This window comes from Corynebacterium sp. H130 (genome assembly GCF_037572395.1).
In the GTDB taxonomy this organism is placed as follows: Bacteria; Actinomycetota; Actinomycetes; order Mycobacteriales; family Mycobacteriaceae; genus Corynebacterium.
Genome location: NZ_JBBHLA010000004.1, coordinates 92,138 through 104,730, shown reverse-complemented (window position 1 = coordinate 104,730; position 12,593 = coordinate 92,138). Strand labels below are relative to the sequence as shown.

Here is a 12,593-nt window from a genome sequence, read left to right as displayed (position 1 = left end):
GAAAAACTGAGAAACTAGGGCCAATTACATTCGGCAAAAATACTTTAGATTTAAGGCCTGCTCGCGCAGTGTACGTCAATTCTTGCGAATCTGACGGCGATGATATCTTCATCAACATAGCTCCTATACATGAAATCAGCGGGCTTAGTTTCTAAGAGCATTATTTCTCCGCACAAACTGGGGCTTCTCGTAGTGGAATGCACGCTAAACTTGTCGCCACCTTCTACCTTTGCTTTCTGCAAGCATCTTGTAGGGGTGGCTAGGTCGGCACATGAAGTCCACTGTTCATCGGAAAGTTGGCTCTGGAGAGATCCAACTTCCACGCCTTGAGCCCGTCCCTCTCGATTTAGTCCAAAGAAATTCACCCAGCGAGAAGTCGGTAGGTGCGAGAGTGGCAAACCATCCTTGCTCCAAGGAGTTACCAAGGGCTCTTGGGCGCTTCTAGTGAAGAAACCCCACCCTTGGGGGAAAACATGGCCTTGTATACTTTCCCATTTCGTCCCCTTCCAGGGGGGATCGAACGCCAATGTAGGTAGTGCTGTAAACGTCATTGTTAAAAAGAGCACTGAAAACACGAAACTCAGGATGTAATGGGAACTCCTCCGCAGAGGCACTGCTGTCGATGATCTATTCCCTGAGATCACGGGGCGTAAGTCTCCAAGATCGCTGTAACAACTCGCTGACGCTCCAGACTTGCCTGCTCCTCGGAAATGACAGCCCTGGACTCAGCGAGCTTAACCTTATGATGGACAAGCGCATACGTCTCAATATTTACGGCCGCACCGTAGTTGACCAAAACAGCGACTGCCCAGGCAAAAACGAATGCGCATTGTGGGGATGCGTTTGCGCCTGAATTGTTTAGGTCATTTTCAAGGGACTGGGTAATGAGATCGCTTCCTCGTTCGAGCGCCCTTTCGATCCGATAAGGGTTTCCAGTCGCGATTTCATTGTTGAAGCCCTCTACAAAACCAGGCTCCATGGACTCAACCTGGGTCCTCACCTTTAGGTGAAGTTCATCATCCTCGCGGGATGCCTCCTTTTCTTTAGCTAATGAAGCGTAAATGGGATCTTTTAGGTTCTTTGCGAGGATCTTAGCGTTGGGGCCATTGCCGAAAAATATTTCATCAAAAGCATGGTCCGTTTTTGAAGTATTGGACGATTCTTGTGCTTGGTTTCCCAAACCTCTGGACATTTCTCCAGTGTGCCGCGTTGTTACCCTCCCTTCGTCGTCTTCCTTATTCCATGCATCCTGGGCATTGGCTGTTTCCCTGCGAAGACTGCGCTTGCAGTTACAAGGGCAAGACCGGTGAGACGTTTTCTGTCCTTCACTTAAAATCTTCCTTCATGAATGCGGTGTGAGAAAGGGAGGTGTAGCCTTGAAAAGTTTAAGGTGATTCTACCACAATTAGGTTTGCAAAATGGATGATTTTTCAGAAAGGTTCTCAATTCGGATTGCTGCCTTAAGGTCCTAATGTGTGTATAACGTACAGCCATACGTACATCACCACCCCAACCTGTTCCCGCTGTACGTTAGGGTCAAATCTCCCATTGTTTGACAGTTGTCCGGTTAGGTCTTAGATTTATCCGTACACACCACGGCAACGAAGGGACTAGGACAATGGCAGTGATCGGATACCAGCGCGTTAGCTCTGTAGGCCAAAACGAGCAGCGGCAATTAGAAGGCATCCACGTCGATGAGATGTTTACCGACAAGGCAAGCGGCAAGGATGCGAACCGTCCACAGCTGCAAGAAGCCATCCGCTACGCACGCAAAGGCGATACCTTCACCGTCCACAGCATGGACAGGCTGGCGCGTAACATCGTTGACCTTCGCACCATCGTCGAGGAACTGAACGGCAAGGGTGTCGCTGTCCGATTCATCAAAGAAAATTTGGAGTTCACCGGCGAAGACTCCCCTATGTCCAACTTGCTCCTGAACATGTTGGGAGCCGTAGCAGAGTTTGAACGTTCCATGATTAAGGAGCGACAAGCCGAAGGCATTGCCATCGCAAAGGCACAGGGCAAGTACAAGGGACGCAAGCCATCGCTGTCTCCAGAGCAGATGCAGCAAGTGCGACAGCTCAAAGCCGAAGGCGAAAGCATCTCTGCCATCGCCAAACAGTTCGGAGTTTCTCGGCCATCCATCTACCGGGCGTTGGAAGACTAACCACGAACACGACGAAGCCCCCACAGCGCGAAGCTGTGAGGGCATTTTTCATGTCTTAGGCGAACCAGCGTACACGTTCCAATGTGGACAGGTATTGTTCAGATTCCCGCGTGATGTCGCTATCCGCCACCAACCCGGCGCGCCGGGCAAGGTCAATCACGGGGGAGATGATCGGGTGTTCGTCACTCAAGTTCTCATCATGGATGAGGAAAATGCGGCCGTCTTCAACGCCTGCGAAGGCGATTCGGTCAACATCAACTAGATCACACTCACCTTTGATGACGATGGCCTTCAAAGCTTTATCTAGCGTCAGCAAGTCTTGAAACAACTTCATGGTTTTACCTCTCTCTGGGCACGAATTGGGCACAAAGCCCGTGTATGGTTATTTTCCAGAGCAGAGCATCTACCAAAGTATGCCGTTGACCAGTGCAAACGCACTGTTATTCAGCTTCTAAAACCCTTCGGGGTTCAAGTCCCTGATGGCGCACAATAGAAACACCGTCTGACCTAGTCAGGCGGTGTTTTTCTTATTTCACAATGCATACAAAAAGGCCCTCCGCTCGATGCGGAGGGCCTTGCAACTGCGAAATGACTAGGAAGCGCGAGCTGCGAGCATACGCTGGATTTCCTTGAGGTCGCGGCTCTTCTTACGGGAACGGGACACCGAAACGCCGACGAGTGCAACGACGAGTGCTACTGCACCACCGATTGCTGCCTGCACCTTTGGGTCCTGCAGCTTCTGGGTCAAAGACTGCTGTGCATCGCTCACCAGGGCCTGTGGACGGCTGCGCTCAGCCAGCTGGTCGAGGGTGCTAGCAAGCTGACGGCGGGTGCGCTCAATCTCGCGCTGAATGTCATCGATGTTGCGTGCCACGAGTTCTCTCCTAAGATTTACGTTCGATTTCTCCGCTCAACTCTACCGTCTTAAAGGGCCTTCGTGCAGGACTCCCAGGTAAGCTTGGATTCATGACACTAGCCACAGGTGACGCAGCCCCTCAGTTCAGCCTTAGCGACGACACAGGAAAAACCATTTCCCTGTCCGATTTCGCCGGCGAACGAGTCCTGCTTTTCTTCTACCCTCGCGCGAACACGCCCGGCTGCACCAAGGAAGCATGCGACTTCCGCGACAGCCTGGAGCCACTCAACGAGGTAGGCATCAAGGTCGTAGGTATTTCCCCTGATGCCGTCGATAAGCTCGCAAAATTCCGCGCCGACCACAACCTCAACTTCCCACTCCTTTCCGACCCCTCCAAGGAAACCTTGAAGGCCTACGGCGCGTTCGGTGAGAAGAAGAACTACGGCAAGATCGTTGAGGGTGTCATTCGTTCCACATTCCTCATCGAAGCCGACGGGACCATCGGCCTGGCCCTCCGCAATGTGCGCGCCACCGGCCACGTCGCCCGCGTCCTTCGCGACCTCGGAGTCGCCTCCTAAGCCATGTCTGAAATCCTCGTCCCCCGGCGCCGCCCCGCGCAGCAACGAAGCCGCGAAAAGTACAGCCGCATCTTGGCTTCCGCACGCGCTGTGCTTATCGACGCCGGGTTCGAGTCTTTCACGTTTGACGAAGTCGCCAAGCGGGCCGAGGTTCCCATCGGAACGCTTTACCAGTTCTTCGCCAACAAATACGTGCTCATCTGCGAGCTGGATCGCGAAGACACCGCCTCCATCGTCTCCGAATTGCAGGCATTCTCCCAACGAGTCCCTGCCCTGCAATGGCCAGACTTCCTCGACGAATTCATCGACCACCTGGCCAAACTGTGGAAGGAAGATCCTTCCCGACGCGCAGTGTGGCACGCCATCCAGTCGACACCAGCAACTCGCGCGACCGCGGCAGCGACAGAGCAAGAAATGCTTTCCATCATCGCTTCCGTCATGGAGCCGCTCGCGCCGAACGCCCCACTAGAAATGCGCCTGGGCCTCGCCGGCATCCTGATACACACCGTAACTTCGCTGCTCAACTACGGAATTCGCGAAGACGAATACTCTTTTGAGGCGACCGTCGTAGAGATCAAACGGATGCTCGTGGCATACCTGTTTGCCGTGGCGCAGGTCTAGTTTTTTGGGGGCGGGCTCAGGGCCCGAAACATGAGTTTAGGAACCCGAGTTTCGGGCGGTTTTCGCTGAAACAAGCCTATTTTTGTACCTGATTTCACCGAAACACGCAATCCTAATTACACGGTTCATCCCTATGCCTGTGGACAACCCCAGCTGTCCACAGTTTTTCAGACCCAACGGATGACCGCTAAGCCCCTATGTACCTATGTTCCGGGGCATGCAAATCAACAAAAGCCCCGTTCCGTTTCACAATTACCGATCCCAAAACTTAAGCGATCCAGAATTTTGGGAAGGCCTCGGAAGCGACACCTTGCTACAACTACACGGCCACATCTACGTGGATAGAAGTGCCTTCTATCAACTGCCAGTGTGGGAACAGGCCCGTGTTCGAGCTTTGGCCAGCGGCTATTCAGCCCACAAGGCAGTTGTGTGTGGTCTGTCCGCAGCGCGCCTATGGAGATTGCCCGTGATCGTGCCTTGGTCCCCAAGCGAATTGACCCTTCCAGGACATAGCCGGCCACCCCGCAAATCCAGTTGGCCAAGGCACACCATTTATCGGCATGCGTATCTGCCAGCTGAAGCAATCAAGAGATTTGAAAATTTCAACGTGACCACACCAACTCGAACTGTTATCGATGTCGCGCGTTGGCACGGCTTTCACGTTGGACTCGCCGTCGCCGACGGTTACCTACGCCGTGGCGGCACGGTTGCCTCGCTGAAACACGAAGTCGAAAAGATCGGACGAGCGAAAGGTTCCGCTGTTGCGAGGAAAGTCATTGACTGCGCCAACCCCAAAAGCGAAAGTGCGGCGGAATCCTGGGCTCGAGCTCAAATAATTGAAGCATCACCACCGTTCACCAAAATGGAGCTACAAAAGGAGCTTCATACTGGAGGGCACATCCACTTTGCCGACATCTACCTCGACGAATGGCTGATCATCGAAGTGGACTGCGACCACAAATACCTCGGCGACTACGGAGACGCCTCCGAAATCGTCTTGGCCGAACTCAAACGCGAAAAGCGCCTCAAGAACCTGGGATACGAATTCCTGCGCGTTGATTGGAAGATGCTCCGCGACAATCAATTCATACCCGAGCTCAACCAATTCCTCACCCGGCCGTCGCGACGGCCAATCCCCTGACCGATGAGTTTAGGAACCCGAGTTTCGGCGTTTTTGGGCGAAAATTCTCCTCGAGTCGCCCGAAACTCGGGGTCCTAAACTCAGGGTTCGCCCGGCTCAAACATGCACACTGCCGTCGCGTAGTCCCCGTCGTGGCTGATGGAGATTTCCGCTGTTGCGTCGACTAAGGATTGGCGGAGGCGCGCTCTCCCCCATTGGTCCTGTTCAACTATGAGGGAGGACCAGATCATTTCCTCGGCAACCGGCGGCTGACCGTAAAGAGACTGCGACCAGGCTTTGACGAAGGCTTCTTTCGCCGCCCAACAGCCAGCCAAATGCTCAGCGCGATTCACCTTGGAGAGCGATCGGCGCAGCTCCGTGGGGTGGAAGACCTCAAGGAACCTCGATCCCGGCTGCTCAAGCTGAGCAGCAAAAGATGGGATGTGGACGAGGTCGATTCCGATGTGCATAGAACCCTTTGCGGAATTTGGTGAAGCAAACTGTAGAAATGCTCCCAATTCTATCGTTTGCTTCACCAAATCCGACAGGCTAAATCCTAGAGCCCGTTGAGGTGGAGAACATGTGGAAGGAATCTGGGCGTGGCTCGATGAAGAAACGATCACCGATGTTCATTCCGCGGGCATGTGGTGCGTGGACAGCGATGCGGTTCATGTCGCCAGAGTGAGCTTCAACGGAACCTGAGACTGGCACACAGTAGCCGTAGGATTCGTGGCCCAGCTCTTCGACATGTTCTACCACTACCTCAAGACCTGAGGTGCCAATGATCCAATCTTCTGGTCGCACGCCCATGATGATGTCCTTGTCAGAGCGAACATCCTGGCCAGGGGTGAGCCCAACCGACCAGTTACCGAGCGAGACCCCGTTCGACGTAAGAGGCAGAGTGAACAGGTTCATGGCTGGCGAGCCGATGAAGCCGGCGACGAAGGCGTTGGCTGGGCGATCGTAGATTTCGCGAGGGGAGGCGCATTGCTGCAGGACGCCGTCGGAAAGCACTGCGACGCGGTCGCCCATCGTCATGGCTTCGACCTGGTCGTGGGTGACGTAGACCGTGGTGGTGCCGAGGCGACGCTGGAGCGCGGAGATCTGCGAGCGGGTGGAGACGCGAAGCTTGGCGTCGAGGTTGGACAGGGGTTCGTCCATGAGGAAGACTTTGGGGTCGCGGACGATGGCGCGGCCCATGGCGACGCGCTGGCGCTGGCCACCGGAGAGGTTGGCTGGCTTGCGGTCCAAGAACTCTTCGAGTTGAAGGATGCGGGCGGCCTCAGCGACTTTCGAGGCGATGTCGGCCTTCGGCACGCCCGCGTTCTGCAGCGCAAAACCCATGTTCTGCGCCACGGTCATGTTTGGGTACAGCGCGTAGTTTTGGAACACCATGGCAACGTCACGGTCGCGAGGAGCGACACCAGTGGCGTCCATGCCACCGATGTGGATGCTGCCTTTGTCAGTCGGCTCCAGGCCAGCGAGCATGCGCAGGCTGGTGGACTTGCCACAGCCGGACGGACCGACGAGGCAGATGAACTCGCCATCGGCGATGTCGAGGTTCAGCGAGTCCACTGCAGGGCGCTCGGCCTTCGGGTAAATGCGGCTGACGTTGTTAAACGTGACAGTTGCCATGGGTTCTTTGTTCCTACTTCTTCTTCAGCTGTGGCTTGACCTGAGCGTCGTAAATGGACTGGACTTCCTTCTGAAGCTTGTCCATTTCTTCCTTCGGATCCTTGTTGCCGATCAAAATGGATTCGAAGGCGCCACCGATCTTGGTGTCCGCACCTGGGATGAACACGCGAGCGTAGTCCTGGGAACGGGTCTTTGGCAGCTGATCGACGGCCGTCTTGTAGTTCGGGTTCTCGTCCATGAACTTCTTCTGCTCAGGATCGTCCACTGCGGTGGTGCGAACTGGCATGTAGCCGACGTTGCGGGACCAGTAAGCGGTGTTGGCTGCGTTGGTGATGAAGTCGATGAACTTCGCAGCTGCGATCTGGCGCTCCTCGGAGATCTTTGCTGGGATTGCCAGACCTGCGCCACCAGTTGGGCAGCCACCGTTTCCCTTTGGGTTTGGCAGCGGAGCGGTGCCGAAGTTGACCTTGCCGTTCTTCTTCAGACCGGAGAGGTCACCCGTGGACATGATGGCGGAAGCAACCAAGCCTGCGGAGAAGTCAGCGGCGATGTCCTGGGAGACAGTAGCGTAGGCACCGTCGCCGACCACGGTCTTCTTCAGCCACTCAACAGCCTTGACGGTCTCTGGGGAGTTGAACTTCAGGTCCCATTTGTCGGAGTAGGAGCCGCCCAGGGTCCACATTGGGCCTTCGAAGGTCCATGCCAGGTAGTCAACTGCGTTGCCCCAGCCGTGTGCCTTGGTCTTGCCGTCGACAACGGCCATGATCTTCTTGCCCCACTCGTCCATTTCTTCCCAGGTCTCTGGGCCACGCTCAGGCAGGCCAGCCTTAGCCCAGACGTCCTTGTTGTAGTAAAACAGCGGCGTGGAACGGGCGAACGGGAAGGCGTAGTTGGCGCCGTCGAGCTCGTAGTCGCCGTACAGGGAAGACACGTAGGAAGAAGTGTCGATGCTGGCCTTCTTTGCCACTTCGTTCATCTTGGCGATCTGGCCGTTGATGGCGAAGTTGAACCACCAGACGTCGGAAAGCACGACGATGTCAGGCAGGTCGTTGCCGGTGAGGGCTGCGTTGAACTTCTGGGCGACTTCTTCGTAGTTCTTGCCGCCGTCGATCAGGTTGATCTTGATGTCAGGGTTCTTTTCGTTGAAACGCTTGATCAGCTCGGTTTCGACGTCCTTGGACTTGCCTGGGTGGTTGGACCACCAGGTCAGCTCGGTAACCTTCTTGCCGTCGGACTTGCCGGAATCAGTAGAGGTAGAGGAGGTGCCTGCGCAGGCGGTCAGAGTTGCACCAGCGGCGCCGAGGCCGGCCAGCGCGAGGAAATTGCGACGCTTCATTGTTTCTCCTGAATTGTGTGGTCCGGTTAGCCCTTGACGGCGCCGGTGGTGAGGCCCTTGATCATGTATTTCTGCAGACCAAGGAAGATTATGAGGATCGGGATCATCGTGAGGATGGTCGCCGCCATGACGGGACCCCAGTTGGTCATGCCGTCGTTGTTTTGCAGCATCGTCAGGCCCACTGGAAGCGGGGCGACGGCTTCGGTGTCCGTGATGATGTACGGCCACAGGTAGGTGTTCCACTCGTTGACCAGGGTGATCACGGTGAACGCCACCAGGGTCGGCATCGAGATCGGCAGCAGCACGCGGGTGAGCAACTTGATGGGGCCCGCGCCATCCATCTGTGCTGCCTCGATGAGCTCGTACGGCAGGGACATAAAGTGATTGCGCATGAGGAAGGTTCCAAATGCGACGCCTGCCAGCGGGATGATGACGCCCTGGAAGGTGTTGCGCCAGCCCAGCGAATTCACGAGCGCGAAGTTAGAAATCACGGTGATTTCGCTCGGCACCATCAGCGCCGAAATGACGATGATAAAAACCAAGTTTCGACCCGGGAATCGCAAGATAGCCAGGGCATATGCCGACAAGGTGCCGAGAACGACCTTAATCACGCACAAAGAAAGCGTGATAATGACCGAGTTCCGCAGGTACTTCCAGTACGGCACTTCAGTCGTCGCAACGCCGTAGTTTTCGTTGGTCCAGTTCGGTGGCAGCCACGCGACCGGCTGGGTGTAGATGTCACCGCGCTCCTTGAAGGAGGTCATCAAGATCCAGAACAATGGCAAGCCGACGAAGAGCAGGATGGCGACGATGGCAAGGTAACCTGCCACGCGCTTTCCGACGCGCATCGCTGGTGATCCACCATGAATGTCCATCATCGGTTGTGCTCCTTATCCATGTACCGAACCTGAATCAACGTGATGGCCAGGAGAATCAGGAAGAGGATCGTCGCCACCGTCGCGCCATAGCCGGCGCGGAAGTTGCGGAAAGTTTCCTCGTAGACCTGGAACACCAGCGTCATCGTGCCGTCGCCCTGGGGGCCACCACGGGTCATGACGTTGATGATGTCGAAGACCTGCACCGAGTTCAGGGTGACAGTGATGGAGAGGAAGAAAGTGGTCGGACGCAGCTGTGGCAGCGTGACCTTGGTAAACCTGGTCCACCAGTTTGCGCCATCGATGGCGCTGGCTTCCTCCAGGTCTTTCGATAAAGCCTGCATGGCCGCCAGGTAGATGACGAAGGTGTAGCCGAGGTTCTTCCAGACGAAGGTGAAGGTGACCATGAACATGGCCCACTTCGGCTCGCCGTAGAAGTTCGGCGCTACCTGCCCGATTCGGGCGAGGAGGTCCTGGATAAGGCCGTAGTTGGGGTCGAAAATGAATTGGAATGCCACGCCGATGGCGGCGCCGGAGATTGCAAACGGGGCGAAAACCACCGAGCGCGTGAAGTTGCGACCTTTCAGTTTCTGATCCAGCACCATGGCCAGCGCGAGCCCGAGCACCATCGATCCGAGCACCGCAAAGAAGGTGAACACGAGTGTGTTGGACAGGATGGTCCGAGTGTCTTCCCTAGTGAACCATTCCTTGTAGTTGTCCAGCCCGATGAAGGTGGACGTTGGCGAGGAAATGTTCCAGTTGAAGAAGGACAGTCGGATATTGTCGATCAGCGGACGGTAGGTAAACACCGTTAGCAAGATCAGGTTGGGCGCCAGCAGCAGCGTGGCCAACCACCACTCGCGGCGCTTGGCTTTTTCTGCTTTTCGACGCAGATCTTTTACCGATTCAGTCACGGATGTTGATATTCACACATGTTTGTGACTGCGCAATAACGGTTGAGTGAACATTCTTCTACCGAAATATGAATTCGTAGAGTTTTTAAGAATAGTGCAGGAAAGCACTTTCCAAAATGGAAAGTAGTTGCTACGATCTGAAGTATGACCACACCACAAAACGCCCAAGAACAACTCGCTCTCGCCCAATCACTAGAGCGCCGCGCCAGTGGATTCCACCCCGCATGGATCACATACGAACTCATTTGCGGCGCAACCGCCATGTACGCGATGTGCCAGTACTACGCCGGGGGTGCTCCTCAGGAACTCATCATTCTGTTGATGATTTGGAACATTGCTGCCACCAGTCTCATCGGCCTGTTCGCAAAGATTCACCCCTCTGCCCGGCGCGGTTTCGGAACCCGCTGGTCTGTGATGATGGTTGTCTGGATGCTCACTTGGGCCGCGACAACCGTGATCCCGACTTCACTGGAGGTCGCCATGACGGAAGCCATTATCTTCCTGATTCTCGCCATTGCAGGCCCTACCTGGGAAGCGTTGGCGAACCGATGAGCACGCATCCCCGCATGGAACTCAACCCTGCTTTTTCCAATCCACTGCGCTTTTCCATCATGGCAGCTCTAGCTGGCGTGGAATACATGCCGTTTACCGAATTGCGCGACTATCTCGCCACCACCGATTCCACACTTTCGAAGCATGCGTCAGCATTGGAAGAATTAGAGTACGTGAAGATCAAGAAACTCTTCGTGGGCAAAAGGCCACAGACTCGGTTAGCGCTAACAAAGAATGGAATGCAGGCCTGGAAGGCACACCTCGCGGCCCTCCGGGAGATTGCTTCCGCCAGTTTGTCGTGAAAAAAATGGTCGTAAACCTACAGATCCGAGAAAAGCGAGCCCTCGAAAGTGCCGGTTTTACGACCAACTGATTACGACCAAGGATTAGCGCGCAGCCTCCACATAGTCCTGGGCATCGTGATCGCTTGCATCGAAGTCTGCGGCATCGAAGTCAACTGAATCATCATTGTGCAGGTCTTCTGCCACCTCTTCGAGGACGTCGTTAAGCAGCTCGCCCTCGTCGACCACGGAATCGGTGAGGGCTTCGCCGATGACGGCATCCTTGGCGTCGTCGTAAGGAGCATCCGGACGCAGCTTGAGGCGCAGCAGTGCCTTGATGCGGGCACGGCGACGGGTTTCATCCTTAATGTCTCCGAGGTACTTAATCCAGGCGAACACCAGGACAACGACCATGAACATGCCGATGTAGCCGATAACCGGGTAGACGTAGGCCATGAGAGTCTTGAAGCCAAAGAAGGAGACGGCGTAGCCCGCGAGGCAGCCACCGATGAAGATCGGCAGGTAGCGCTCTTCCCTACCCGCGGAAAGTCGCTTGCCCAGGGCGTAGAACATGCCGATGGCAGTATTGAAGATCATCAGGAAGATGATAATGGACATGATGAAGCCGAGCGCTGGGTGAATGCCGTCCAAAATGTACAGCATTGGGATGTCGGACTGCATGACATCATCGGCGTTCATGAGCAGGGCAAAGAATGCGATACCCATCAGCACGGTGTAGACGATTCCGCCCCAGAAACCACCACGGCCAGCCTCGCGTGGATCGAGGTGATCGCCACCAATCACCAGACTCATGGAAACGGCAAGGATCAGGGCCAAGCCATTGTAGTTCAATGCAGAGACCAGCCAGTTCGATACCGGCGACTCGATCTGCGCAGACATCTCCATCATCGCGCCTGGGTCCGAGGGCATGTTCAGCGCAGTGTAAATACCGACAAAAGCCACTGCGATGATGATCAACGGGGTCACAGCTCCGATGACAGCTGAGACCTTGTTGACGTCGAGAAGCCCACACGCCATGACCAGCACCAACATCAGAGTGGAACCAGCCCACGTCGGCCAGCCGAACTGCTGCGCCATGTTGGAGCCGGCGCCGGCGAGCATCACAAAGCCGATGGCGAACAGGGTGATGATGACGGAAATGTCGAGGAGTTTGGAAATCGCCGGGTGCGTAACCTCACGGAAAACGGCATTGTGCTCGCTGGCACGGAAATAGCTACCGAGTTGTAGGAAGACGGTGCCGGCGAGCGTCATGATAGCGCCAGCGACGATGATTCCCCAGACACCTTCGACACCGAAGGAGGTGAAGTATTGAACAACCTCTTGGCCAGTCGCGAAGCCTGCCCCCACGAGAAGTCCCACGAAGGACATGGCGATGGCGAATGGTCTTGAGGAGATCACAGGTCTAGCCTTTCGATGAAGTTCTTAAGCCGTACCTATCTAGATTAACCACCCCTCCGTTAACATCTTTGCAGGTCACAGGCGCAAATCGTTATCAACTGTTGACCTGTTAGCGCGCCAATCGCCCACTGACCCCGCCCCGAAAACCCGCTACCACATTGCGTTATGTCAAATAGTCTTATCGCAAATCAAGTCTGGGGCGAAACCGCGAGATAGTAACCCACGCCACTGAAAATACG

General features: G+C 55.5%; 16 protein-coding genes. 6 read left to right on the top strand and 10 right to left on the bottom strand.

Annotation, left to right across the window (positions count from 1 at the left end; all coding sequences use genetic code 11):
- Positions 1-50 precede the first annotated feature (50 nt).
- Together WG939_RS12055 and WG939_RS08605 are read right to left on the bottom strand one after the other, a co-directional pair.
- Positions 51-551 (bottom strand): SdpA family antimicrobial peptide system protein, encoded by a 501-nt coding sequence (locus WG939_RS12055; RefSeq protein ID WP_349821145.1) that lies wholly within the window; start codon positions 549-551, stop codon positions 51-53.
- An 89-nt stretch (positions 552-640) separates the two neighbouring features.
- Positions 641-1,192, bottom strand: coding sequence for a hypothetical protein (locus tag WG939_RS08605; protein WP_339984763.1), 552 nt, complete (start codon positions 1,190-1,192; stop codon positions 641-643).
- Between the two features lie 426 nt (positions 1,193-1,618).
- Between WG939_RS08605 and WG939_RS08600 the strand changes: the two genes are divergently transcribed.
- Positions 1,619-2,167, top strand: a complete 549-nt coding sequence (locus tag WG939_RS08600; protein WP_271033572.1) for a recombinase family protein — start codon at positions 1,619-1,621, stop codon at positions 2,165-2,167.
- Positions 2,168-2,222: 55 nt separating this feature from the next.
- On the opposite strand, the gene WG939_RS08595 is transcribed toward WG939_RS08600, so the two are convergent.
- Positions 2,223-2,501, bottom strand: coding sequence for a hypothetical protein (locus WG939_RS08595; protein ID WP_271033573.1), 279 nt, complete (start codon positions 2,499-2,501; stop codon positions 2,223-2,225).
- Positions 2,502-2,759: 258 nt separating this feature from the next.
- Positions 2,760-3,041, bottom strand: coding sequence for a DUF3618 domain-containing protein (locus WG939_RS08590; protein WP_339984756.1), 282 nt, complete (start codon positions 3,039-3,041; stop codon positions 2,760-2,762).
- A gap of 92 nt (positions 3,042-3,133) precedes the next feature.
- On the opposite strand from WG939_RS08590, the gene bcp reads away from it, so the two are divergent.
- The 3 genes from bcp to WG939_RS08575 all read left to right on the top strand — a co-directional run bounded on the left by bcp (position 3,134) and on the right by WG939_RS08575 (position 5,363).
- On the top strand, positions 3,134-3,601 hold the full coding sequence (gene bcp / locus WG939_RS08585; protein ID WP_339984754.1) for a thioredoxin-dependent thiol peroxidase: 468 nt from the start codon (positions 3,134-3,136) through the stop codon (positions 3,599-3,601).
- 3 nt (positions 3,602-3,604) lie between these two features.
- A complete protein-coding gene (locus tag WG939_RS08580) occupies positions 3,605-4,222 on the top strand; it encodes a TetR/AcrR family transcriptional regulator (protein ID WP_339984752.1) in 618 nt (205 codons plus the stop codon).
- A 607-nt stretch (positions 4,223-4,829) separates the two neighbouring features.
- Complete coding sequence (locus tag WG939_RS08575; protein WP_339984750.1) at positions 4,830-5,363, top strand: hypothetical protein; 534 nt, start codon at positions 4,830-4,832, stop codon at positions 5,361-5,363.
- A gap of 80 nt (positions 5,364-5,443) precedes the next feature.
- On the opposite strand, the gene acpS is transcribed toward WG939_RS08575, so the two are convergent.
- From acpS to WG939_RS08550, 5 genes are all read right to left on the bottom strand, one after another.
- Entirely contained in the window at positions 5,444-5,812 is a 369-nt protein-coding gene (gene acpS / locus WG939_RS08570; RefSeq protein WP_339984748.1) for a holo-ACP synthase AcpS, read from the bottom strand.
- 79 nt (positions 5,813-5,891) lie between these two features.
- A complete protein-coding gene (locus WG939_RS08565) occupies positions 5,892-6,977 on the bottom strand; it encodes an ABC transporter ATP-binding protein (protein WP_339984746.1) in 1,086 nt (361 codons plus the stop codon).
- A 13-nt stretch (positions 6,978-6,990) separates the two neighbouring features.
- On the bottom strand, positions 6,991-8,313 hold the full coding sequence (locus WG939_RS08560; RefSeq protein WP_339984744.1) for an ABC transporter substrate-binding protein: 1,323 nt from the start codon (positions 8,311-8,313) through the stop codon (positions 6,991-6,993).
- A gap of 26 nt (positions 8,314-8,339) precedes the next feature.
- Positions 8,340-9,191: a carbohydrate ABC transporter permease gene (locus WG939_RS08555; protein ID WP_339984742.1), complete on the bottom strand. Its 852-nt coding sequence runs from the start codon at positions 9,189-9,191 to the stop codon at positions 8,340-8,342.
- Positions 9,188-10,102: a carbohydrate ABC transporter permease gene (locus tag WG939_RS08550; protein WP_339984740.1), complete on the bottom strand. Its 915-nt coding sequence runs from the start codon at positions 10,100-10,102 to the stop codon at positions 9,188-9,190. The genes WG939_RS08555 and WG939_RS08550 overlap by 4 nt, the downstream gene beginning before the upstream one ends.
- Positions 10,103-10,246: 144 nt before the next feature.
- On the opposite strand from WG939_RS08550, the gene WG939_RS08545 reads away from it, so the two are divergent.
- Together WG939_RS08545 and WG939_RS08540 are read left to right on the top strand one after the other, a co-directional pair.
- On the top strand, positions 10,247-10,654 hold the full coding sequence (locus tag WG939_RS08545) for a hypothetical protein (protein WP_339984738.1): 408 nt from the start codon (positions 10,247-10,249) through the stop codon (positions 10,652-10,654).
- Positions 10,651-10,956, top strand: coding sequence for a transcriptional regulator (locus tag WG939_RS08540; RefSeq protein WP_339984736.1), 306 nt, complete (start codon positions 10,651-10,653; stop codon positions 10,954-10,956). Before WG939_RS08545 ends, WG939_RS08540 begins: the two co-directional genes overlap by 4 nt.
- Positions 10,957-11,040: 84 nt before the next feature.
- Here the strand turns inward: WG939_RS08540 and WG939_RS08535 are convergent, their stop codons facing one another.
- On the bottom strand, positions 11,041-12,354 hold the full coding sequence (locus tag WG939_RS08535) for a YkvI family membrane protein (RefSeq protein WP_445227893.1): 1,314 nt from the start codon (positions 12,352-12,354) through the stop codon (positions 11,041-11,043).
- Between the last annotated feature and the right edge of the window lie 239 nt (positions 12,355-12,593).

What these genes read in the sequence shown, in the direction of transcription:
- WG939_RS12055 (WP_349821145.1), bottom strand. Translation starts at nt 551, where the DNA reads ATGACGTTTACAGCACTACCTACATTGGCGTTCGATCCCCCCTGGAAG.
- WG939_RS08605 (WP_339984763.1), bottom strand. Translation starts at nt 1,192, where the DNA reads ATGTCCAGAGGTTTGGGAAACCAAGCACAAGAATCGTCCAATACTTCA.
- WG939_RS08600 (WP_271033572.1), top strand. Translation starts at nt 1,619, where the DNA reads ATGGCAGTGATCGGATACCAGCGCGTTAGCTCTGTAGGCCAAAACGAG.
- WG939_RS08595 (WP_271033573.1), bottom strand. Translation starts at nt 2,501, where the DNA reads ATGAAGTTGTTTCAAGACTTGCTGACGCTAGATAAAGCTTTGAAGGCC.
- bcp (WP_339984754.1), top strand. Translation starts at nt 3,134, where the DNA reads ATGACACTAGCCACAGGTGACGCAGCCCCTCAGTTCAGCCTTAGCGAC.
- WG939_RS08580 (WP_339984752.1), top strand. Translation starts at nt 3,605, where the DNA reads ATGTCTGAAATCCTCGTCCCCCGGCGCCGCCCCGCGCAGCAACGAAGC.
- acpS (WP_339984748.1), bottom strand. Translation starts at nt 5,812, where the DNA reads ATGCACATCGGAATCGACCTCGTCCACATCCCATCTTTTGCTGCTCAG.
- WG939_RS08565 (WP_339984746.1), bottom strand. Translation starts at nt 6,977, where the DNA reads ATGGCAACTGTCACGTTTAACAACGTCAGCCGCATTTACCCGAAGGCC.
- WG939_RS08560 (WP_339984744.1), bottom strand. Translation starts at nt 8,313, where the DNA reads ATGAAGCGTCGCAATTTCCTCGCGCTGGCCGGCCTCGGCGCCGCTGGT.
- WG939_RS08555 (WP_339984742.1), bottom strand. Translation starts at nt 9,191, where the DNA reads ATGATGGACATTCATGGTGGATCACCAGCGATGCGCGTCGGAAAGCGC.
- WG939_RS08545 (WP_339984738.1), top strand. Translation starts at nt 10,247, where the DNA reads ATGACCACACCACAAAACGCCCAAGAACAACTCGCTCTCGCCCAATCA.
- WG939_RS08540 (WP_339984736.1), top strand. Translation starts at nt 10,651, where the DNA reads ATGAGCACGCATCCCCGCATGGAACTCAACCCTGCTTTTTCCAATCCA.